This window comes from Pseudolabrys sp., assembly GCF_050250095.1.
In the GTDB taxonomy this organism is placed as follows: Bacteria; Pseudomonadota; Alphaproteobacteria; order Rhizobiales; family Xanthobacteraceae; genus Pseudolabrys.
In genome coordinates this window covers 508,937-530,224 of sequence record NZ_JBFWPH010000002.1, presented here as the reverse complement: position 1 = coordinate 530,224, position 21,288 = coordinate 508,937, and the positions used below count along the sequence as shown (strand labels likewise).

At 66.1% G+C, this 21,288-nt stretch carries 18 protein-coding genes and 1 pseudogene; 2 read left to right on the top strand and 17 right to left on the bottom strand.

Annotated features, from left to right (window positions below; translation table 11 throughout):
- Positions 1 to 101: 101 nt before the first annotated feature.
- Positions 102 to 2,396: a PAS domain-containing sensor histidine kinase gene (locus tag AB7F10_RS07800; protein ID WP_428558914.1), complete on the top strand. Its 2,295-nt coding sequence runs from the start codon at positions 102 to 104 to the stop codon at positions 2,394 to 2,396.
- Between the two features lie 55 nt (positions 2,397 to 2,451).
- On the opposite strand, the gene AB7F10_RS07795 is transcribed toward AB7F10_RS07800, so the two are convergent.
- Complete coding sequence (locus AB7F10_RS07795; protein WP_428558916.1) at positions 2,452 to 5,403, bottom strand: bifunctional [glutamine synthetase] adenylyltransferase/[glutamine synthetase]-adenylyl-L-tyrosine phosphorylase; 2,952 nt, start codon at positions 5,401 to 5,403, stop codon at positions 2,452 to 2,454.
- On the opposite strand from AB7F10_RS07795, the gene AB7F10_RS07790 reads away from it, so the two are divergent.
- The gene (locus AB7F10_RS07790; protein ID WP_428558918.1) at positions 5,384 to 5,602 is read left to right on the top strand and encodes a hypothetical protein; all 219 of its coding nucleotides are present in this window, start codon (positions 5,384 to 5,386) and stop codon (positions 5,600 to 5,602) included. The genes AB7F10_RS07795 and AB7F10_RS07790 overlap by 20 nt on opposite strands.
- On the opposite strand, the gene AB7F10_RS07785 is transcribed toward AB7F10_RS07790, so the two are convergent.
- From AB7F10_RS07785 to AB7F10_RS07710, 16 genes and pseudogenes are all read right to left on the bottom strand, one after another.
- Positions 5,592 to 7,016 carry a sensor histidine kinase gene (locus AB7F10_RS07785; protein WP_428558920.1) on the bottom strand — a complete coding sequence of 475 codons (1,425 nt, stop codon included), beginning with the start codon at positions 7,014 to 7,016 and terminating at the stop codon, positions 5,592 to 5,594. The genes AB7F10_RS07790 and AB7F10_RS07785 overlap by 11 nt on opposite strands.
- Positions 7,000 to 7,680 carry a response regulator transcription factor gene (locus tag AB7F10_RS07780; protein WP_428560000.1) on the bottom strand — a complete coding sequence of 227 codons (681 nt, stop codon included), beginning with the start codon at positions 7,678 to 7,680 and terminating at the stop codon, positions 7,000 to 7,002. Before AB7F10_RS07780 ends, AB7F10_RS07785 begins: the two co-directional genes overlap by 17 nt.
- Before the next feature lie 353 nt (positions 7,681 to 8,033).
- On the bottom strand, positions 8,034 to 9,623 hold the full coding sequence (locus tag AB7F10_RS07775; RefSeq protein WP_428558922.1) for a Do family serine endopeptidase: 1,590 nt from the start codon (positions 9,621 to 9,623) through the stop codon (positions 8,034 to 8,036).
- A 109-nt stretch (positions 9,624 to 9,732) separates the two neighbouring features.
- Positions 9,733 to 10,221, bottom strand: coding sequence for a cytochrome c-type biogenesis protein (locus tag AB7F10_RS07770; RefSeq protein ID WP_428558924.1), 489 nt, complete (start codon positions 10,219 to 10,221; stop codon positions 9,733 to 9,735).
- Positions 10,222 to 10,226: 5 nt separating this feature from the next.
- The gene (locus AB7F10_RS07765) at positions 10,227 to 12,230 is read right to left on the bottom strand and encodes a heme lyase CcmF/NrfE family subunit (RefSeq protein ID WP_428558926.1); all 2,004 of its coding nucleotides are present in this window, start codon (positions 12,228 to 12,230) and stop codon (positions 10,227 to 10,229) included.
- Entirely contained in the window at positions 12,227 to 12,712 is a 486-nt protein-coding gene (ccmE, locus tag AB7F10_RS07760; protein WP_428558929.1) for a cytochrome c maturation protein CcmE, read from the bottom strand. Before ccmE ends, AB7F10_RS07765 begins: the two co-directional genes overlap by 4 nt.
- A 13-nt stretch (positions 12,713 to 12,725) precedes the next feature.
- Positions 12,726 to 13,874 (bottom strand): c-type cytochrome biogenesis protein CcmI, encoded by a 1,149-nt coding sequence (gene ccmI, locus AB7F10_RS07755; protein WP_428558932.1) that lies wholly within the window; start codon positions 13,872 to 13,874, stop codon positions 12,726 to 12,728.
- Between the two features lie 129 nt (positions 13,875 to 14,003).
- Entirely contained in the window at positions 14,004 to 15,413 is a 1,410-nt protein-coding gene (locus AB7F10_RS07750) for a hypothetical protein (protein WP_428558934.1), read from the bottom strand.
- 167 nt (positions 15,414 to 15,580) lie between these two features.
- Positions 15,581 to 16,084, bottom strand: coding sequence for an RT0821/Lpp0805 family surface protein (locus tag AB7F10_RS07745; protein ID WP_428558937.1), 504 nt, complete (start codon positions 16,082 to 16,084; stop codon positions 15,581 to 15,583).
- 121 nt (positions 16,085 to 16,205) lie between these two features.
- On the bottom strand, positions 16,206 to 17,609 hold the full coding sequence (locus AB7F10_RS07740; protein ID WP_428558939.1) for a sensor histidine kinase: 1,404 nt from the start codon (positions 17,607 to 17,609) through the stop codon (positions 16,206 to 16,208).
- Positions 17,610 to 17,750: 141 nt separating this feature from the next.
- Positions 17,751 to 18,419 carry a response regulator transcription factor gene (locus AB7F10_RS07735; protein WP_428558941.1) on the bottom strand — a complete coding sequence of 223 codons (669 nt, stop codon included), beginning with the start codon at positions 18,417 to 18,419 and terminating at the stop codon, positions 17,751 to 17,753.
- Positions 18,420 to 18,434: 15 nt separating this feature from the next.
- Entirely contained in the window at positions 18,435 to 18,779 is a 345-nt protein-coding gene (locus AB7F10_RS07730) for a PepSY domain-containing protein (protein WP_428558943.1), read from the bottom strand.
- Positions 18,780 to 18,853: 74 nt separating this feature from the next.
- Entirely contained in the window at positions 18,854 to 19,534 is a 681-nt protein-coding gene (locus AB7F10_RS07725; RefSeq protein ID WP_428558945.1) for a nitroreductase, read from the bottom strand.
- A gap of 72 nt (positions 19,535 to 19,606) precedes the next feature.
- The gene (locus tag AB7F10_RS07720; RefSeq protein ID WP_428558947.1) at positions 19,607 to 19,978 is read right to left on the bottom strand and encodes a DUF2019 domain-containing protein; all 372 of its coding nucleotides are present in this window, start codon (positions 19,976 to 19,978) and stop codon (positions 19,607 to 19,609) included.
- A gap of 554 nt (positions 19,979 to 20,532) precedes the next feature.
- Positions 20,533 to 20,904 carry a DUF2019 domain-containing protein gene (locus AB7F10_RS07715; protein ID WP_428558949.1) on the bottom strand — a complete coding sequence of 124 codons (372 nt, stop codon included), beginning with the start codon at positions 20,902 to 20,904 and terminating at the stop codon, positions 20,533 to 20,535.
- Between the two features lie 87 nt (positions 20,905 to 20,991).
- A pseudogene (locus AB7F10_RS07710) lies at positions 20,992 to 21,285 on the bottom strand (DUF3168 domain-containing protein); the annotation flags it as partial.
- Positions 21,286 to 21,288: the final 3 nt, after the last annotated feature.

Sequence of the window (21,288 nt, the reverse complement as noted above, 5' to 3'; positions counted from 1 at the left end):
AAAGAGTCCGCATCGATTCTTATAAACATGTTGATTCGGAGAGATGCGGCACATCCTTCCGGCTCAAGGGTGACAGGGGACTATCCGAGCGGAGGCACTACATGGCGCGCGCCGGGGCGGCGAGTGCGTCTTTGCGTTCTGATTCTATCAGCGGCCTCGCGCAGTCGATCGCCAAACCGGCGTACCGGCGGCTGTTGACGGCCGAACCGGCTCTGCGTCGCGCGGTGCCGATCCTGATCGTCGCCTTCCTCCTGACCATCTGCGTCGGTGCGGGCGTGCAGGTGCTCGACCAGCGCCGTCAGACGCTGGCCGAGACGACCCGCGGCCTTGCGGCGGCGGCGGACGTGCTCGCCGAGCGCTTCCATCGCCCGCTCGCGAAGCCGTCCGATGCGGTCGAGCGCCCCCAACAGTTGCTTGCCGATGCGGTGCCCGACTGGGCGGCGCGCGCCGGCCGCATGTTTCTCCTCGCCAACGCCGACGGCATCATCACCGCCGCGCAGCCGGGCGCGTCCGGTCTGCTCGGGCGCCGCCTGATCGACATCCTCGGTCCCTCGCAACCCCTCACCACCTTTGGCGCCGGCGCGGGCGTGATGGACCTGACGCTTACCAACGACACTGAGGTCATGGCGACGGTGCGCATGCTGCCGGCGCCGTTCGGCCAGCTCGCGGTCGTGCAATCCCGAGGCGATGCGCTCTCCCCCTGGCGCTCGGTCTCGGCGCTGACCATCACCCTCTCCGCCACGACCGGCTTCGTGGTGCTGATCCTCGGCTTCGCCTTCCACTGGCAATCGACCCGGGCGCGGGAGGCCGACCACATCTATGAAACGGTGCGCAGCCGCATCGATACGGCGCTCAACCGCGGCCGCTGCGGGCTGTGGGACTGGGATCTCGCGCGCGGCCGGATTTTCTGGTCGCATTCGATGTTCACCATCCTCGGCCTCGAGGCCAAGGACGGACTTTTGACCTTCGGCGAGGTCAGCGCGCTGGTTCATCCCGACGACGTGCGCCTCTATGAACTGGCCGGCGAACTTGCCGAGGCCGGCAGCGCGGCGATCGACCACGACTTCCGCATGCGACATGCTCACGGCCACTGGGTGTGGCTGCGCGCGCGCTGCGAGCTTGTCCGCAACGCCGGCGAGCCGGGCCACCACCTGATCGGCATCGCCGTCGACATCACCGAGCAGAAGACGCTGATGGAGCAGACCGCGGCCGCCGACATCCGACTGCGCGACGCGATCGAGACGGTGCCGGAAGCCTTCGTGCTGTGGGACGCCGACAACCGCCTCGTGATGTGCAATTCGAATTTCCAGACCCTGCACAACCTGCCCGACGAGGCGATCACCGTCGGCGCGTCCTACGAGTCCGTCGTCGCCGCCGGCAGCAAGCCGGTCGTCCACACCCGCACCGTCTCCGAAGCCGCGACCGAGCCGGGCGCGCGCACCTTCGAGGCGCAGCTCGACGACGGGCGCTGGCTGCACATCAGCGAGCGCCGCACCAAGGACGGCGGCTATGTTTCGGTCGGCACCGACATCACCGCGCTGAAGACCCATGAGGAAAAGCTCATGGACAGCGAGAAGCGGCTGATGGCGACGGTGTCGGACCTGACCTCATCGCGCGAACGGCTTGCCGAGCTCGCCGGGCAATACGCCGCCGAGAAAACCCGCGCTGAGGAAGCCAACCAGGCGAAGTCGAAATTCCTCGCCAATATGAGCCACGAACTGCGCACGCCGCTCAACGCCATCATCGGCTTCTCGGAGATCATGGAGTCAGGCATGTTCGGCCCGCTCGGCGCCGAGAAATACAGCGAATATTGCAGCGATATCCGCCAGAGCGGCCAGTACCTGCTCGACGTCATCAACGACATCCTCGACATGTCGAAGATCGAAGCCGGCCGGTTGCGGCTCGACTTCGAATATGTCGATCTCGACAAGCTGCTCGCGGAAGCGATCCGCGTCGTTGCTGCGCGGGCACAGGACAAGGCGCTTTCCGTCACAACACGCATCGCGCCGGACCTCGCGCTCAAGGCCGACCGCCGCGCGCTCAAGCAGATCGTGCTCAACCTGCTGTCGAACGCGGTGAAGTTCACCCCGGCCGGCGGCAGCGTGACGCTGCGCGGGCGCACCTGCGGCGACTGCGCGGTGTTCAGCATCGCCGATAACGGTATCGGCATCGAGAAGGAAGCGCTGAGCCGGCTCGGGCGCCCGTTCGAACAGGTCGAGAGCCAGCACACCAAGAGCTATCAGGGCTCCGGCCTCGGTCTCGCGATCGCCAAATCGCTGATCGAACTGCACGGCGGTGCGATGCGCATCCGCTCGATGCCCGGCCGCGGCACGCTGGTGACGGTCCGCATGCCGCTCGAGCCGCAATGCCGGCTGCCGCGTATGAGCGCCGCCTAGCGCGCGATCCCGAAAAGTGGGAACCGGTTTTCGGGCAAGATCACGCGCAAAATAACTAAGCCTCTTCCCCCAGCCGCCGCGCCTGCGGCTCATCGCCCAAGATCCGGACAAAGCTTTCGCGGACCTTGTCCTGTGTCTCGGTGAGCGTCGCCTCGAGCGTCGCGAAATCCGGCACGTCGGCGGCGCGCGCGAGCAGCCGCAGCAACCCGCTGCCGGCCTCCTTCTTGTCGAAGGGACCGGCGAGGCACAACCGCAGGATCTGCGTCAGATTGTGATAGAGGCGCACCGCCGGCAGCAGCACTTCGGCATCCTCGGCGGCCAGCAGGCCGAGCCGGCGCGCCTTCTCAAGCACCCGCGCGGTGTTGGTGTCGCAGATGTCGGGGGTCTTCGCCGCGTGCACAAGCTGAAGATATTGCGCGATGAATTCGATGTCGATCAGCCCGCCCCGCACATATTTGAGATCCCAGCGTTCGCTCTCGCCTTTCTCTGCGGCGATCGCGCCGCGCATTTCGACGACGTCGCCGGCGATCTGCGCCGTGTCGCGCGGCAGCCGCAACACGTCGTCGATCACGCCCTCGACCTTCGCGGCGAAGGCCGGCGGCGACGAGACAACACGCGCGCGGGTGAGCGCCATATGCTCCCAGGTCCAGGCATCGTCGTGCTGGTAGCTGTCGAAGCTGCCGAGCTTGGTCGCGACCGGGCCGGAACGGCCTGACGGCCGCAGCCGCATGTCGACCTGATAGAGCGCGCCGTAATTGGTCTGCGCGGTCAGCGCATTGATCAGCCGCTGTGTCAAACGCGCGTAATACTGCACGCCGTGCAGCTTGCGCGAGCCGTCCGATTCCGGCTTTGCGTCGTTGAAATCGTAGACCACGATCAGGTCGAGATCGGACGCCGCCGTCATCTCGTTGCCGCCGAGCTTGCCGAGCGCCAGGACGGCGGACGCCTCGCCCTTCAGGTGTCCGTGCGTCTCCGCAAACATGTCCGCGACGGCGCGATGCACCGCCCGGATCACCGCATCGGCGAGCCGCGCGAAGGCCTCACCGGCCTGAGCCGCCGAGACCGTCCCGGTCAGCACCCGCACGCCGATCAGGAACATCTGTTCGAGGCCGAACATGCGGATACGCTCCAGCAAGTCCTGATCGAAACGCGCTTCCGCAATCGCGGTCTTCAGCCGCGCATTGAGAGCCGCATCGTCCGGCAGCGCGCCGAAGAAGCTCGGCTCGACCAGCGCATCGATCACGTCCGGATAGCGGGCGAGCGTATCGGCGAGCCGCGGCGCGGTGCCGAGGACCATCGCAATCAGCGCGACCAGCGGCGGATTCTGCTTGAGCAAAGACAAGAGCCGGCTGCCGCCGTGAAGATTGGCAAGGAAGCGGTCGAACAGGATCAGCACGGCATCGGGGTTTTCCGCCCGCGACAGATGTTCGAGCAGCACCGGCACCAGCCCGCGCATCTCCTCGCGGGCAAACTCAGACTTCAGCGCGGGATGGCCGCCGGCAAGCCAGCCGCGGATGGTCGCGGAGGCTTCGAGCGCGCCGCGAAACCGCAATTCGTTGAGCCGGTCGAGTGTCCTGCGGTCGTCATGGTCCTCGGGGAAATTGAGCATGAACCGCTCGGCGCCCGGCGTCGCCTCGAACAGCTTGCCGTATTGCCGCTGCACATTTTCCAGATGCACGACCAGCGCCTTGGCGAAGGCATCGCGGTTGCGAAAGCCCATGAAGCGCGCAAAACGCTCCATGCCTTCGGCGTCGTCGGGCAAGGTCTGGGTCTGCTCGTCATTGACCATCTGCAGACGGTGTTCGACCTCGCGCAAAAAGAGATAAGCCGCACTCATTTCGTCGCGCGCATCGGCGTCGATCCAGCGTCCCTCGCACAGTTGAACCAGCGTCGGCAGGGTTTGCCGGTCGCGCAGCGCGGGGTCGCGGCCGCCGGCGATCAGTTGCTGGGTCTGGGCGAAGAATTCGACCTCGCGAATGCCGCCACGTCCGAGCTTGATGTTGTGCCCCTCGACCGCGATTTCGCCATGCCCGCGATAGGCATGAATTTGCTGCTTCATCGACTGCACATCGGCAACCGCCGCGTAGTCGAGATACTTGCGCCAGACGAAGGGCGAGAGTGCGTCGAGCAGCGCGGCGCCGGCCTGCCGGTCGCCGGCGCAGACCCGCGCCTTGATCATCGCCGCGCGCTCCCAGTTGCGACCGTGGCTTTCGTAATAGGACAGCGCCGCCGGGAGCGAGATGGCAATCGGCGTCGAGGCCGGATCGGGCCGGAGCCGCAGATCGGTGCGGAACACGTAGCCGTCGGCGGTGCGTTCGTTCAGCAGCTTCACCAGCCGCTGTGTCATGCGCACATACATCGGACCCGGCTCGATGTCGGGCGCAAGCGCCGGTGCGTCGGGATCGTAGAAAACGATGAGGTCGATGTCGCTCGAATAGTTCAGCTCGAAAGCACCCATCTTGCCCATCGCCAGCACGATGTAGCCGGAGCCCTCCTCCGGCTTCGCTTTGTCCGGCAGTTTCAATCGGCCCGCGCGCGCGACGTCGGCGAGTAGATAGCGCACCGCCGCGGAAACCGCCGCGTCGGCAAGCTCGGTCAGCGCGTGGGCGGCGCGCATCACCGGCCAGGCCCCGCCGATATCGGCAAGCGCGATGGTGAGCGCCGCCTCGCTCTTCATGTGCCGGAGCAGCCGCGCCACGGTTTCATCGTCGCGTGCGGCGGCGGCCGCCTTGGCGGTCGCTTCGAGAAGATCGGGAAAGTTACGGTCGGGATCGCCGCGCAGAATTTTCAGAAGCCGCTCGGGTGACGCGCGCACCAGATCCCAGAGATAGGGGGAGCTTTCCGCCAGACTGTCGATCAGTCCGGCAAGCGCAGCGTTACCGTCCAACAGCCCCCGCAGCGCCTTACGGTCGGCAGCCCTGACATCGTCGTCGAGCCACGCCGCCACCCGCGCTCGGGCCGCCTTGGCGTCCGCCAGCACCGGCGCGGTGACGATCCGCGACAGCAAGGGACCGCTCGACGGCGCTGCCGGCCTTGCGCGGGCAGCGGACGTGGCGGGCGGCTTCGGAGACGATTTCGACGGCGATTTTGCCGCCTTCTTGCCGGCGGCAGTGGCCGGCCGGGCGGAGCGCCGGCTCTTTTTCGCGGTCTTTCTCGTGGCTTTGCGCGTTTTTGCGGATTTTCGTCGGCCGGCAGTCATGCCGTAGTCTGTACCGGGCCTCCGCGCGGCAAGGCAATGATGCTTTTGAGGCCCGGTGAATTGTCCTCAAATGTCAGCTCGCCGCCATGCAGGCGGGCGACCGCCGCGACGAGGCTGAGGCCGAGGCCGGAGCCCGGCTCGGTGCGGCTCGTTTCCAGCCGCACGAAGCGGTCCGTGACGCGGCCACGGTCGCTTTCAGGGATGCCGGGACCGCGATCGGCGACGGTGAGCAGGATCTTGTCGCCCTCGCCCACCGCCCGCACCACGATCTCCGGCGCCGCGCCATTGACGCCGTCCGCCGGCGTGGCCGTCCCGCCGTATTTGATGGCGTTGTCGACCAGATTGGCAAGTGCCTGCGTGACAAGCTCGCGATTGCCCACCATCGGAGCCGGCGTCTCGGCCTCGACCTTGAGCGTGAGACCCTTTTCCTCCGCAAGAGGCTCGTACAGCTCGCCGACACCGCGCGCGATCTCGGCGGCATCGAAATCGGTCAGACTTTCGCTCGACTGCCCGGCTTCGGCGCGCGCAATCATCAGCAGAGCATTGAAGGTGCGGATGAGCCCGTCGGATTCCTCGATGGTCTGATCCAGCGCCTCGCGGTAGGACGCTTCGTCCCTGGCGGTGCGCAACGCCTCCTCGGCATGATTGCGCAGCCGCGTCAGCGGCGTCTTGAGATCGTGCGCGATATTGTCGGAGACTTCCTTCAGGCCATGCATTAGCGCCTCGATGCGCTCCAGCATGGCGTTGAGATTTTCGGCGAGACGATCCAGCTCGTCATTGCTGCCGGTCACCGGCAGCCGCCCCGACAGATCGCCTTCCATGATGGTGCGCGCCTTGTCGGTCATGGCGTCGACGCGGCGCAGCACGCGGCGCGTCACGAACACGCCGCCGATCAGTCCGATCAGCACGACCACGGCGGCCGACCAGCGGCCCGCCGAGGCGATGATGCGCTCCAGCCGTTGCCGCTCGTCGAGATCGCGGCCGACCAGCAGGCGAAAGCCGCCCGGCAACTGGAAGACGCGCACCAGCGCCTCATGGCCGCGGTCGGCGCCGGCTTCGTCGAGCCGGCGATAGCCGGTCTCGCTCCAGCCCGGATTGTCGAGCACGCCGGGATCGAGCGCGCTGATGTTGCCGGCGAGCGTGTCGCCGTTGAAGGTCGTGACGAGATAGAGGCTCGAACCCGGCCGGCGCGACCGCGCTTCGATGATCAGCACCAGCCGGCGGATGCCGCCCTGCCGGTATTGTTCGGACAGGCCGGTGATTTCCGCGTTGACGGTGTCGGTGATCTGCTCGGTGACGAGGCGGCGCGTGTTGAGTGCGAAATAGCCGAGCAGCAGCGCGGCAAACAGCGCAAAAACGATCAGATAGGCAAGCGTGAGCTTGAATGTGGTGGTTCGGAAAAGCTTACCGAGCGCCGTCACGGATCATGTACCCCGCGCCGCGCACCGTTTGCAGGAGCGGCTGGGTGTAACCTTTATCGATTTTCGAGCGCAGACGCGAGATGTGCACGTCGATCACGTTGGTTTGCGGATCGAAATGATAATCCCAGACGTTTTCCAGCAGCATGGTGCGCGTCACCACCTGCCCGGCGTGCTTCATCAGGTATTCGAGCAGGCGGAATTCCCGCGGCTGCAGCAGGATTTCCTCCTTGCCGCGGGTCACCCGGTGCGACAGCCGGTCGAGCTCGAGGTCGCCGACGCGGTAGACCATCTCCTCGCCGCGTCCGCCGCGGCGGCGCGCCAGCACCTCGATGCGGGCGAGCAACTCGGAGAATGAATAGGGCTTGGGGAGATAGTCGTCGCCGCCGGCGCGCAGGCCCTTGACGCGGTCATCGACCTGGCCGAGCGCGGAGAGGATCAGCACCGGGGTCTCGACGCCCTTGTCGCGCAGCGCGCCGATCACCGACAGGCCGTCGCGCTTGGGCAGCATGCGGTCGACGATCAGGACGTCGTAATCGCCGTCCGATGCGAGCGCCAGGCCCTCCTCGCCGTCGGCGGCGTGCTCGGCGACGTGGCCGACCTCGCGGAACGCCTTGACGAGATAGTCGGCGGCATCGCGGTCGTCTTCGATCAGCAGAAGCCGCATCGGCACCCGCCCCGTGGTCGCTTCGGCCGTCAGGTCCGGAAGCTGGCTGTTGTCCTGCGCATAAATGGCCATCGCTCACCTCATGTCCAGCCGTTTGCTGCGCGCCCTCGCCTCCGAAACGGTCTCCAACGATATGCAAAATGCCCAGCCCCCGAGATGCGCGGGCGGGCAGTGGATTTCTCCACCGCCCGCCCGGCGACCCCAGTCCGGCGGGGGCGACGGTTGCCGGATCTGGAGTTCTGGCCGCGGTCGAATGGGACCGCGTATTCTGGCGGGACGGGCTCCTTAACCCGCCCCGCAGGGCTGCCACCGGTCGGGGGGCGACGGTTCGCCGGTGACAGGCCCTGTCTCGATCAGCCGCGCCCGATCGGCAGCGCGACGAAACGCGAAGAGCTTCCCTTCTTGATCCGCATCAGCACGGCGCTCTTGCCGTCCTTGCGGGCGTCGGCGATTTGCTTGCGGACATCGGACGGGCTCGACACCGACTTGCCGGCGACTTCGAGGATGATGTCCCCGGTCGCAAAGCCGCGATCCGCAGCCACGCCCGAGGGATCGACGCCGGTCACCGCGACGCCTTCGCTGCCGCCACCGGCGACGCGCGACGCCGGCGCCAGCGTCAGGCCGAGCTTGCCCACATCGGTGCCGTCGCTGTTATCGTTGCTGCCGGCGTCCGCCCGCAGATCCTTCTGGCCGGGCAGTTCGCCGAGCGTCAGCGACACCGTTTTCTCCGACCCGTCGCGCATGACGGTGAGCTTCACGGAGCTGTTCGGCGCCATCGAACCGATCTTCTTGGCGAGGTCGCGCGCATCCTCGACCTCATTGCCGTTGACGGCGGTGATGACGTCGCCGGCCTTGATACCGGCCTTAGCGGCCGGGCCGTTATCCTGAGGCTCCGCGACCAGCGCGCCTTTCGCCTGTTTCAGGCCGAGGCCGTCGGCGAGGTCCTTGGTGACAGGCTGAATCTGCACGCCGATCCAGCCGCGCGTCACCGAGCCATGCTCCTTGAGTTGCTCGACGACGTTCTTCACCGTCGAGGCGGGAATCGCGAAGGCGATGCCGACCGAGCCGCCGGACGGCGAGAAGATCGCGGTGTTGACGCCGATCACATGACCTTCGGTGTCGAAGGTCGGGCCACCGGAGTTGCCCTTGTTCACCGGCGCGTCGATCTGGATGAAGTCGTCATAGGGGCCGGCGCCGATGTCGCGGCCGCGGGCCGAAACGATGCCGGCCGTCACGGTGCCGCCGAGGCCGAATGGATTGCCGACCGCCAGCACCCAGTCGCCGATCCGCGGGTTGCCGTCGGCAAGCTTCACATAGGGGAACGATCCGCCCTCGACCTTGATCAGCGCCAGGTCGGTACGCGGATCGGTGCCGATCACCTTGGCGGTGTGGATCTTGCCGTCGTCGGTCTGCACTTCGACGCTGTCGGCCTTGTCGACGACGTGGTTGTTGGTCACCGCATAGCCGTCAGCCGAGATGAAGAAGCCCGAGCCCTGGCCGGTGATGTGATCGCGGCCGCGCGGACCGCGGCGTCCGTTCGGCATGTTGTCCGGCATGCCGAAGCGCTTGAAGAATTCCTGCAAGCCGGGCGGCAGATCGTCGGAATTGAAACGCGACGGGTGGACGTTGTCGTTCATCTTCACACGCACCGCCATGACGGCGGGCTTCACCTGCGCCACGATGTCGGCGAAGCCGACCGGCGTCTGGACCTTCTTGGCCTGCTCGGTGAGGTTCTGCGCTGCCGCGGTCGGATAGCCGCCATGCGGCGGCAGCGTCGGCGCCAGCACGAAGGCCGCGCCGCCGATACCGGCAATCGCGGTCGTTACCAGGAAGAAGCGGCGCAAGGCGGATGTGCGCGGCTTGTCGGCGCTGCGCGGGGTGGGAGCATGATCGCTCGGGGTCATCGTCGTGATCTCCATCTCGTCGAATTCGGGGGAGCGCATGTCGCTCCGTTGTTGTCGACAAGATGAAGACCGCCGCCTTACCGCAGGCTGACCGCGAAATTACAAATTGGTAAGGTGTGGAAGATTTTTATCTAGTATTTTCAATATCTTACGAAGTCTTTCCGGGATCGCCGCCGGTCAATTTAGCAATCTTGTCACGTTCCTGCGGTGTGAGCGGAACGTTATGCGCGCCCGGCTGCCGCCGCTTGTGCGAAAAAACATAGAGCGCGACGAGCCCGACGATCACCACGCCCGGCGGCGTCACCCACAATACCAGCGTCCGCCATTCCAGCCGCGGTTTGAGCAACACGAACTCGCCGTAGCGCGCGACCAGGAAGTCCAGCACCTGACGGTCGCTGTCGCCCTTGGTCAGACGCTCACGGACGAGCAGGCGCAAGTCGCGCGCGAGCGGCGCGTCGGAGTCGTCGATCGACTGGTTCTGGCAAACCATGCAGCGCAATTCCCGCGACAGCGCACGGGCGCGGTCTTCGAGCGCGGGATCGCTCAGCACTTCATCCGGCTGCACGGCATGCGCCTGCACCGCCATCACGCTGATGGCGATTGCGGCGGCGGACAGGACGCGCGCGATGAGTCTCATGGCTGTCACTCTGCCGGCGTCATGGCCGGCTTTTCGGCGGGCTTCGCCGCAACCTTGCGCGCCGGCTTGGGCGCGCCGATCCGCAGCCGGCGGTCCGACAGCGACAGCGCGCCGCCGAACGCCATCACCACGGCGCCGAACCAGATCAGCAGCACCAGCGGCTTGTAGTAAAGCCGCACCGCCACCGAGCCGTCGGCGCCGGAATCGCCCAGAGAAAGATAGAGCTGGCTTGCGCCGCGCGTCAGCAAGGCGGCTTCCGTCGTGGTGGTTTGCCGTGACGCAAAGCTGCGCTTGCCCGGCTCCATGACGCCGATATCGACGCCGCCCTTCTTGACGGTAAAGCGCGCAATCTGTTCGCTGTAATTCGGCCCCTGCCGCGGGATCAAGCCGTCGAAGCGCAATTGATAATGTTTGATCGCCACCGTCTCCGACGGCTTGAGCGACACGATGCGCTCGCTGCCCCAGTGGCTGACGCTGACAATACCGAGCGCCGTCAGGCCGATGCCGAAATGCGCAAACGCCGTGCCCCAGATCGAGCGCGGCAAGCCGACGGCCCGGCGCCGCACGCTGGCCAGCGGAAGACGGAACAGACCGGTGCGCTCCACCAGATCGCTCACCGCGCCGACCATGACGTAAACCGCAAGCCCGATCCCGAACGGCGCGAGGCTGACATGCCCACCCTCCGCGACGAAGACGACCACGACACCGACCAACGCAAGGCCGATCGCGGCCATGAGCCGCTGCGCCGCGCCGAGCAGATCGCCGCGCTTCCAGGCGAGCAGCGGCCCGAACGGCATCGCCAGCAGCAGCGGAATGAACAGCGGCCCGAATGTCAGATTGAAAAACGGCGCGCCGACCGAAATCCGCTCGCCGGTCAACGCCTCGAGCACGAGCGGATAGAGCGTGCCGACAAAGACGGTGGCGCAGGCCGCGGTCAGGAACAGGTTGTTGAACACCAGTGCGCCCTCGCGCGAGATCGGCGCAAACAGCCCGCCCTGCTTCAGGAGCGGCGCGCGCCACGAGAAGAGCGTGAGACTGCCGCCGATGAAGAAGACAAGAATACCGAGAATAAACACGCCGCGCGTGGGATCGCTGGCAAAGGTGTGCACGGAGGTAAGCACGCCGGAGCGAACCAGGAAGGTGCCGATCAGAGACAGCGAGAAGGCAAGGATCGCAAGCAGCACGGTCCACACCTTCAGCGCATCGCGTTTTTCCATCACCACCGCGGAATGCAGCAGCGCGGTGCCCGCGATCCACGGCATCAGCGAGGCGTTCTCCACCGGATCCCAGAACCACCAGCCGCCCCAGCCGAGTTCGTAGTAGGCCCAGTACGACCCCATCGCGATACCGAGCGTCAGGAACATCCAGGCCGCAAGCGTCCAGGGCCGCACCCAGCGCGCCCAGGCCGCGTCAATCCGCCCTTCGATCAGCGCGGCGACGGCGAACGAAAACGAGATCGAGAAGCCGACATAGCCGACATAGAGCAACGGCGGATGCACCGCGAGGCCGAAGTCCTGCAGGATCGGATTGAGGTCCCGCCCCTCGAACGGCGCGTCGGCAATCCGCAGGAACGGGTTCGAGGTCAGGAGAATAAAGACGTAGAACGCCGCGGCGATCCAGCTTTGCACGGCGAGCACATTGGCCTTGAGCGTCGCCGGCAAATTGCCGCCGAACACCGCGACCAGCGCGCCCGACAGCGACAGGATCAGCACCCAGAGCAGCATCGAGCCTTCGTGGTTGCCCCAGGTGCTGGTGAATTTGTAGATGACGGGCATCAGCGAGTGCGAGTTCTCGTAGACGTTCGCCACCGAGAAGTCCGAGGTCACATAGGCCGTCGTCAGCGCCGCGAAGGAGAATGCCACGAAGGCAAATTGCACCAGCGCGGTCGAGCCGGCCGTCTGCATCAGCGCATGGTCGCCGCGTCGCGCCCCGATCGCCGGCACCACCGCCTGAATCAGCGCAAGGGCGAGCGCCAGCACCAGCGCATAGTGTCCAAGCTCGGCGATCATTTCGCGGCCCCTTGCGTCTTGCCGCCGTACTGGCCGCCATACTTGCCGCTGTCTTCCTGCCAGTGTCCGGATTTCTTCAAGGCGTCGGCTACCTCGCGCGGCATGTATTTTTCGTCGTGTTTGGCCAGCACGCTGTCGGCGCGGAACGTGCCGCCCGGCTCCAGTCTGCCTTCGACGACGACCCCCTGCCCTTCGCGGAACAGGTCCGGCACGATGCCCTGATAGGCGACGCGAACCTCCTTCGCGCCGTCGGTCACCTCGAAGCTGATGCGCAACTCGTCGCCGCGCTTCACGCTGCCCGGCTTCACCATGCCGCCGAGCCGCAGCCGGGTGCCCGGCGCGACGTTCTTTTCGGCGATATCGGTCGGCGAATTGAAGAAGACGATGGAGTCGCTCATCGCGCTGAGGACCAAACCCACCGCGACGGCGAGCACCGCGAGGCAAGACCCGATCAATACCAGCCGGCGCTGCTTGCGTGTCATGAGCCTTCCAATGTTATCCCTTGATACCGAGCTGCGCGGCGAGATCGTTGATCCGGCGCAACTTGTCGGCATCGGCGCCAAGCGCCTTGCGCGCACCGGCGGTGGCGGTCGCAGCCTTGTCGCTCTCGCCCAGCACCATATAGGCGCGCATCAGGCGCAGCCAGCCTTCGACGTCGGAGCCGTCCTGCGCAAGCCGGTCGGCAAGGCGCGACACCATGCCCTTGATCATGTCGCCGCGTTCCGCGTCCGTCATCGTCGATGCGGCGGCGACATCCGAGGCACTCGGACCGGGCGCGGCGGTGGCGTTCGATCCTTCAGCTTGCGGCGGCGCGTTGCCCGCCGGCGACGCGCCGAGCGCCGCCAGAGCCTGCCGCACCGACGGAATCCACGGCGCATCCTTGGGCGACTCCGCGATCAGGGCTCGCCAGGTTTTCGCGGCCTCGTCCTTGCGGCCGTCCTGCTCCTGCGCCATGCCGATGAAGAAGTGCGCCTTGAACTGCTTGGCGTCGAGCCCGATGGCGCGCTCAAACGCCTGCCGCGCTTCCGCGGTCACGATGCCGTTTGCCGCCATCACCTGCGCCTCGCCGAGATCGGCCTGACGGTCGGCGGTCTCGCCATTGAGAATGAGCGCATTGCGCCGCGCCTTCACGGCGTCGTCGAACCGGCCCATGCGCAGATAGACCGGCGCCAGCACCTCCCAGCCACGGCCGTCGCTCGGATTGCGCTCGACATGCGCTTCCGCCTGCGAAATGAGACTGGCGAGCGACTGATTGGCATGCGGCGATCGCTCCCGCGAGGCGAGCGGCTCACCCGGCAATTGCGGCGAACCGAGTTTGAGATAAACGCCGCTCGCCAGCACCGGCAGCACGATCAGCGCGACGACTGCCGCGCCCCGCCGCCACCACACCGGCGAGCCGGCCGGGATCGCGGTCTCCGCGCTCTCCGCCGCCGCGATCAGCCGCCGCGACACTTCGATGCGCGCCGCCTCCGCTTCAGCGTCGCCGATCAGGCCGGCGGCGCGGTCGCGCGCGACCTCGTCGAGCTGGTCGCGGTAAACCTCGACGTCGCTGCCCTCGCTGCGGCGGACGCTCCGCGACAACGGCCACAGCACGGCGAAAATCGCCGCCGCCGTCATCAGGGCAAAGAAAAGCCAGAGCACCATGTCGAGAACGCCTGCCGCCGCCAGAATCCACGCCGCTCGCGCGCAAGCGGTATATCAGGCGCGATCATGGCTGCAATGCGCCCGGCGTCGCGGGCCAAGAGACTGGGAATATAGCGGTTTTTACCGCCGTCAGCCGCGGGCGCGAACCTGCTCGCCGCCCCGCGCCGCCTCGGCCGAGCGCGAGATCATCGCGGCATATTCGGCGCCGAAGACCTTGCCGCAGAACCGCGCCGCCGCGTCGATCTGCGACTGGCGGAACGGCCGCTCGGCCTCGCCCGCGTTGCGCAGACCGTCGACCAGCGTGCGGGTGGTATTGTCGAGATACTGCTGGAGTTCGGTATAGGCGCGCTGGGTGATTTCGTTGATCGCAAGTTCGCTGGCGAAGTTGCGGCAGGCGCCGGCGAAATCGACCAGCAGTTCGGTCTCCGAGACGTCGTCGGCATTGAGCACGGCGCCGGGCCGGATATCGACGGCGGACCGCGGCCGCAGCAGGCGGCGCACCCGCCCCGGCACGGACTCGATTTCGGACTTCAGCAGGCCCGACACCTGGGCGCGCAACTGGGCAAGCTGCCGTCCCCAATGCGATTCACCGGAGATGTCGAGTTCGGTGCGCAGGCCGCGCGCGGCGTCGTGGATGTTCTTGAGGAGAATGCCGCAGCCCACGCCACGGCCGGACCGCAGCTCACCCTTCAGCTCGCTGACCAGCCGGCTCATCTCCGCGAGAACGATGTTGACCGCGATCGCGTAACTCGACGCGGCAACGCGCGTCGAATGGTCGGTGCCCGCCGCCTTGATGGCAAAGCGGATGATCTGCCACGGCTCCGAGAGCCGCCGCATCACGATGAGAAGGAAGCAGGGAAAGTTCGCCGGCTCCTGCGCGCTCTCGCCGTCGATCATCGCCTTGATCTCGTCGAGCCGGGCGCCGGACAGGTCCGCGATCTGCAACGGCAGCCGCGCCGCAAAATTATCGAACACACCGCGCCAACGCAGCGCGCGGGCGAGCAACATCGTGCTCTCCTCCGAACGCGGCGTGCCGATCTGCGAGCGAAGCCGGCGGCCGGCCTTCTCGTCATTGGCCACCGCAGCGAAGGCGCGCTCGATGACGTCGGCGGCCTTGTCCTGGAGCGGGCCGGCCAGCGCGAGCGCGCGCTTGATGTCACCGGCCAGCAGCGCGTCGCCGGCATCGTCGGCATAGGCCTGCGTATCGTCGGGCAGCAGTTCGCGCGCGATCCAGTTCCAGATCGGCAACAGCGATGCGCGGGCGATGCGGCTCGGATGATTGTGATCGGCGATATCGTCGACCAGGAACGGCTCGATGGGCATGTAGAACACGCGCGTCACGCTGTTCAGGCGCGGCGTCAGACCGCGTGCCTCGCGCACAAGCTGGCGCAGCTCATGCAGAATGAGCTCGCTGCCGGCGACATCGTCGCCGCGCAACACGGCTCGTTCCAGCTCTGCGATCAAGAGCGCCCGTGCTTCCGGCGTCAGCTCACGCAGATACTGGCGCAACCGTTCGACGGTGGTCCCGTCGCTCGCCATGAGCCCTCGTCCAGCCTCGGATCCGTTTCGGCGTTGATAGGCTGGCCGGCTTAAGAAGGCGTTAAGACTCTGCGGCCGCCCCGATCACGCGGGGCGTCACAAGGTCGCCCTTCAGGCGACCGGGGTCACGATGTCGCCTTCAGGCGACGGGGGTCACGAGGTCGCCTTCAGGCGACAGGGGTCCAGGTGCCGTCGGGGTTCCGGCAGGCGGTGCCGCGCGCGGTCTGCGGCCGGCCGTCGACATAAATGGTGTGGGTGAACGAGCGGCAGTTGCGGCCGTCATTCTGATAGGCGGGGCCGGGAACCACGGTGCCGTAGCGGCCCGAGTCCGGATTGCGCCAGGCGACGGGCGCGCCGGAGGGGCCGCGTTCGAGCGCATCCATCTCGGCGGCATAAGCGCGCTTCTTGTCTTCTTCATCGAGAGCGGCGCCGATGCGGTTGCCGATCAGGCCGCCGGCGAGGCCGCCGATCGCAGCGCCCGCAAGACGGTTGCCGGTGCCGTGGCCCGCCACCGCCGCGCCCAGCAATGCGCCGGTGCCGGCGCCGAGCAGCGTTCCGGTATTCTCCTTGGGGCCCGGCCCCATGCCGTCGGGGCTGCCGGCACAGGCCGCCAACGTGGCAGCAAGGCCAAGGCTGGCAATGACGGTTACGACGGATTTGCGCACGGGCATGGAGGCTCCCCCTCGGCATAGCAAAAGTCCGGCCGCAGCCGGATCATTGAGTGTAGCCAGAGGGGACAATTGGGGCAAAACTCTGTCGTCGCCTTATTGCCCCGGCATGGTGCGGCGCGGTCTAACCCGCCGGTAGCACCAGTTCGGCGCGCAACCCGCCAATCGGGGCGGCGGCCAGCGTGAGACTGCCGCCATAGAGGCCGGCAAGCTCCACCACGATCGACAGGCCGAGCCCCGACCCCGGCTTGGTCTCGTCGAGGCGGCGGCCGCGCTTGGCGGCCTGTTCGCGCTCCGCCGGCGTCAGCCCTTTGCCGTCGTCATCGACCACGACGCGCAGCGTCTTGCGGCCGTCGGCGCCCGGCTGGTTCGGCTCAACCGCTATCGCCACCTGCGAAGCCGCCCATTTGCAGGCATTGTCGACCAGATTGCCGATCATCTCTTCAAGGTCCGGCCGCTCGCCGCGAAACTGAATCTTGTTGTCGGCGTGAACGTCGATGGCGATGCCCCGGTCGCGATGAATCTTCTCCATCGTCCGCGCCAAGGCGGTGACGACCGGCGCAACCTCGGTCACCGTGCCGATCACTTTCAACCCGGCGGCAAGCCGTGCCCGCTCGAGGTGTCGCGCGACCTGATCGCGCATGATGTCGGCCTGCTCGAGCACCTTCGCTGCGAGCGTATCGCTGCCGCGCGCGGTCGCCTCATTGACCATGACCGAGAGCGGCGTCTTCAGCGCGTGCGCCAGATTGCCGACATGGGTGCGCGCGCGCTCGACGATTTCCTTGTTGGCGTCGATCAGCGCGTTGGTCTCACGCGCGAGCGGCGCGATCTCATCCGGGAACTCTCCCTCGAGCCGTTCGGCGGCGCCGGAGCGGATCGCGGCGAGACTGTCGGAAATGCGCTTGAGCGGCGCGAGGCCGAACCGCACCTGGAACATCGTGGTCAGCAGCAGCACGATGGCGAGTGCGGCAAATGTCATCGCCAGCGCCTGATCGAAGGCGCGGGTTTCTTCGCTGATCTCGGCGGCGTCGCCGGCGACCGCGACAAGAAACTGCCCGTCCTCGCCCAGATCGATGGTTCGCTCGGTCAGACGCAATCGCTGGTCCTCAGGCCCGGACACATAGCCCTCGCGCGAGCCGGAGGCCGACGCGGTGACACCCTGATCCTGCAGATGCGGCAAACCGCCGTCCCACAGCGAGCGGGACGACCGGATGTCGGCCTTGCTGCCGTCCTTGCCGGCATCCTTGCCCATATCGAGCCGCGTGATCTGCCAGTACCAGCCGGACAGCGGCAGTTCGAACAACGGCTCGCCGAGCGACTGGGGAAATTTCTCCGCCTGCGCGGGATCGTCCGGCGTGGCGAGCTCGGCGACCAGCGTGCGCAGATAGACGTTGAGCCGCCGGTCGAATGCGCGCTCCACCGCCTGGCGGTAAAGCGACGACAGAATGATGCCGGTGATGAGGAGAATGACGACCGCCCAGGCCGTCGCGGAGAGGAAAAGGCGCAGCGCGAGGGAATTGGCGCGCATCATACACCGTCATTCCGGGGCGCGAGCGCAAGCGAGCGAACCCGGAATCCAGCAGCGCAATCCGAGCCCGCCTCTGGATTCCGGGTCCGGCGCCGACGCGCCGTCCCGGAATGACGGTGTGCCTGGGATCTCATACGCCCGCTACAACGCATCCGGCGGCGTCAGCAGATAGCCGAGCCCGCGCACGGTCTGGATGATTTCGACGCCGAGCTTCTTGCGGATGCGGCCGACAAACACCTCGATGGTGTTGCTGTCGCGGTCGAAGTCCTGATCGTAAAGATGCTCGACCAGTTCCGTGCGCGATACCACGCGGCCGGTGTGATGCATCAGATAGGACAGCAGCCGATATTCGTGGCTGGTGAGCTTCACCGGATTGCCGTCGACCGCGACGCGGCCGGTGCGGGTGTCGAGGCGGACCGGTCCGCAGTTGAACTCGCTCTTGGCGTGGCCGGCGGAACGGCGCAGCAGCGCGCGCACACGGGCCAGCACCTCCTCCAGATGAAAGGGCTTCGCCACATAATCGTCGGCGCCGGCGTCGAAGCCCTGCACCTTGTCGCTCCAGCGGTCGCGCGCGGTCAGGATCAATACCGGCATGGCGCGGCCGGCCCGCCGCCAGGCCTCCAACACCGAGATGCCGTCCATCTTCGGCAGGCCGATGTCGAGGATCACCGCGTCGTAGGGCTCGCTCTCGCCGAGGTAATGGCCCTCCTCACCGTCGAAGGCGCGGTCGACCACATAGCCGGCCTCGGTCAAGGCGGCGGCGAGCTGGCGGTTGAGGTCAGGATCGTCCTCGACGACGAGGAGGCGCAAGGGCAAATCTCCGGCTCAGCGGCCGCGGAGCACGGCGCCTGTCGCCGCATCGACGGTCACGCGGGACACTTTGCCATTGCGGGCCAGCACTGTCAGCACGTAGACGAGCCCGTGCTGGCCTGTGCACAGCCGGGCGCTGATGACGTCGCCGCGCACGCCCTTGCGGTTGCCGAGATTGAGGTTATTGCGCACCTGCCCGAGCGGCAAGGCCCGGCGGGCCGCGACCGCGGCGCGCTGCTCCGCCTTGCCGAGACAGGCGCGCGGACTCCGATCGGCCGCAGCCGCTTCGAGCGGGCCGAGCACGATCGTCCCGGCGGCAAGACAGGCCGCGAATGCGGCAGCGATTCGGGCGCGGTTCATGGCCGGGGTTGTAGCAGACGGCGGCCTGAACGGGCGGTGAATGGGGCCGTTACCCCGGCGTAAATCTGTCGCGGCTAGCTGGTAAATCCGGAGAACGTTGCGAAAGTCTCCAGCGGCGCGCGGGGACTGCGCCAGCGATTGATCGGCGCGTCCGGGTCTTCATAGCCGAGCGCCATGCCGGAATAGACCATCAAATTATCGGGAAGTTTGAGGAAAGACCGAACGGTCTTGTGGAAGGACACCCAGGCCTGCTGCGGGCAGGTGTGCAGACCGTGCCCCCGCGCGAGCAGCGCGACGGTTTGCAGATAGCCGCCGATGTCGGCCCACTGCGCAGCGCCGTGGACTTTTTCGCGCACGAAGAACAACGCGACAGGCGCGCCGAAAAATTCGTAGTTGCGGGCATATTGCTTGTAGCGCGCCGGCTTGTCCTCGCGTGGCACGCCAATCGACTGGTAGAGCAGCTCGCCGACCGTGAAGGCGCGTTCCTTGTAAGGCTCGATCATCGGCGGCGGATAGATCGTGTATTCAACGCCCTCGCCTTTCGGCAGCTCGGTCGCCATGCGCGGACGCAACTCCGCTTTCAGCGCCTCGATGCGTTCGCCGGCGACTGCGTGGACATACCACGGCTGCATGTTGCCGGCCGACGGCGCGCGCGCCGCCTGTTCGACGATCTCGCGGACGATCGGTTCGGGGACGGGTTTGGGCAGAAACGCGCGGCAGGAATAGCGCGAGGCGACGGCATCACGAACGTGCATGGAAGAGACTCTCCGGAGAACAGGGAGAGTGTGGCGCGAACTTGAACGATAGCCAAGATGCCAGAGAATAAATCAGGTCGGCTTGAACGTGCCGTCGTCGAGAAAACGCAACGTCATTCCGGCGTCGAGAGCCTGCGGCTGCTCCTGCCGTTCCCTTATTGTTGCCAGAACCTGCCGTGCACGTTCCGGTTCAAGCGCAAGCGTCGCTTTCGCGGCCTTTAGCCGGACCTGCGCATTGGGATGGTCGTACAAAGGCACCAAAGCTCTCCGTCCGTCACCCGGACGAGATTTCAGTTCTGCCTTTATCGTTTCGATCTTGTCGAACAATGCATTGATCAATCCAATATTGCCATTGAGTTCGGCCTTGTCCTGAGCAAGCGCGAACTCGGCAAATTGATGAACCAATTGCTCTGTTGAGACTGAGCGAACTGATTTGTCAGTCATGGCTCGAGGACGCCTTTGTCAATGAGGGCAAATAGCCCAACCCTCCGCCGCTCCGCCCAATCTTTGTCACGCAGATACTCCCGAGGCGATAGCCCACCAAAGTTTTCATTCTTAGCCATGTACCACCCCGTGATCTCCCAATGCTTCAGAGTCGGTATTCGGACAAGATTGTCTCGGCTGTTGATCAGGTCATTCGAAAAGCCAGCTAGAGCCGCCGGTGTCTTCTCGACGATATGATGAATATCATAGCCTCTTTTCTGATCGGACACCGCATCCCGAAGTTCGCCGAGCGTCCTCGGCGCATCGAGATATGATTGAATGTAAGGATAGGACCGATGAAGCCATTCGGCCGCCTCAAGCACATTCAGAAATGTACCGACGATAGCTTCGCGCGACGGGGCGCGCTACGTCCTGCGCGCGAACGACTTCACAAATTCCCCGATCACGCCCGCGCCCGCCTGTCCGCCCGCCGCCGCCCGTTTTTCGCGCGATCGACCCAAGACATAGACGCTGAGCACGTAAACCGCATGCCGTCGGTAGCTTACTCGAGACATCTAAGTCGGCTTGAACACGCCGCGATCGATATTCCACAGCCTCATGCCTGCTTCGCCGGCTTGCGGAAATTCCTTCGAGCGCTGAATTCGTTCAAGCACCTCTCTTGCTTCCACGGGCGCAATCGCCAGCGTTGCCGTCGCGGCCTTGAGGCGAACCTGTGCATTGGAGTGATAATAGAGCGGCATCAAGGCCCTTCGTTGGTCTCCCGCGCGCGATTTTAGCTCAGCTTCAATCTTCTTCAGTCTTGCATATAGACGATTGACTTCCGAAATATCTCCATGAAGCTCCGCTCGATCCTGCCCAAGCGCAGTTTCTACAAATTCTTTGACAAGATCGTTCGTCGAAGAGCTAACGAGCTTCGAGACCGTCATGGCTTCAAGACTCCGTGAATAACAAGTGCTTCTCGTCCAACTCGAACCCGCTCATCCCAGCTCTTGTCACCCAGATATTCACGCGGAGAGCGTCAGCGGTGCGTCGTCGAGCGCCTGCAGCAGCGCGCCGGCAATCGCATGGGCTTGTCTGTGGCCGCCCTGGCGCGACCAGCCGTGCAGCGTGACGGCATGCTCCTCGCCCGGTCCATCGCCGGTCGAATAGTCGGAGATGCGGCTTTCGCCGAGCGTCACATAAGGAAAAGCCGCCGAGGCCGGCGGCTGGTCGTAAATCTTCGCTTCGCCCAGCAGCGAGGTGAGCGGCGCATCGGCGCCGAGCGCGGCGATAATCGCCGCGCGCAGCGCCACCGAAGCGGTGGTCATCGA

What these genes read in the sequence shown, in the direction of transcription:
- AB7F10_RS07800 (WP_428558914.1), top strand. Translation starts at nt 102, where the DNA reads ATGGCGCGCGCCGGGGCGGCGAGTGCGTCTTTGCGTTCTGATTCTATC.
- AB7F10_RS07780 (WP_428560000.1), bottom strand. Translation starts at nt 7,680, where the DNA reads ATGCGGCTTCTGCTGATCGAAGACGACCGCGATGCCGCCGACTATCTC.
- AB7F10_RS07775 (WP_428558922.1), bottom strand. Translation starts at nt 9,623, where the DNA reads ATGCGCTCCCCCGAATTCGACGAGATGGAGATCACGACGATGACCCCG.
- AB7F10_RS07770 (WP_428558924.1), bottom strand. Translation starts at nt 10,221, where the DNA reads ATGAGACTCATCGCGCGCGTCCTGTCCGCCGCCGCAATCGCCATCAGC.
- AB7F10_RS07765 (WP_428558926.1), bottom strand. Translation starts at nt 12,230, where the DNA reads ATGATCGCCGAGCTTGGACACTATGCGCTGGTGCTGGCGCTCGCCCTT.
- ccmE (WP_428558929.1), bottom strand. Translation starts at nt 12,712, where the DNA reads ATGACACGCAAGCAGCGCCGGCTGGTATTGATCGGGTCTTGCCTCGCG.
- ccmI (WP_428558932.1), bottom strand. Translation starts at nt 13,874, where the DNA reads ATGGTGCTCTGGCTTTTCTTTGCCCTGATGACGGCGGCGGCGATTTTC.
- AB7F10_RS07750 (WP_428558934.1), bottom strand. Translation starts at nt 15,413, where the DNA reads ATGGCGAGCGACGGGACCACCGTCGAACGGTTGCGCCAGTATCTGCGT.
- AB7F10_RS07745 (WP_428558937.1), bottom strand. Translation starts at nt 16,084, where the DNA reads ATGCCCGTGCGCAAATCCGTCGTAACCGTCATTGCCAGCCTTGGCCTT.
- AB7F10_RS07740 (WP_428558939.1), bottom strand. Translation starts at nt 17,609, where the DNA reads ATGCGCGCCAATTCCCTCGCGCTGCGCCTTTTCCTCTCCGCGACGGCC.
- AB7F10_RS07730 (WP_428558943.1), bottom strand. Translation starts at nt 18,779, where the DNA reads ATGAACCGCGCCCGAATCGCTGCCGCATTCGCGGCCTGTCTTGCCGCC.
- AB7F10_RS07725 (WP_428558945.1), bottom strand. Translation starts at nt 19,534, where the DNA reads ATGCACGTTCGTGATGCCGTCGCCTCGCGCTATTCCTGCCGCGCGTTT.
- AB7F10_RS07720 (WP_428558947.1), bottom strand. Translation starts at nt 19,978, where the DNA reads ATGACTGACAAATCAGTTCGCTCAGTCTCAACAGAGCAATTGGTTCAT.
- AB7F10_RS07715 (WP_428558949.1), bottom strand. Translation starts at nt 20,904, where the DNA reads ATGACGGTCTCGAAGCTCGTTAGCTCTTCGACGAACGATCTTGTCAAA.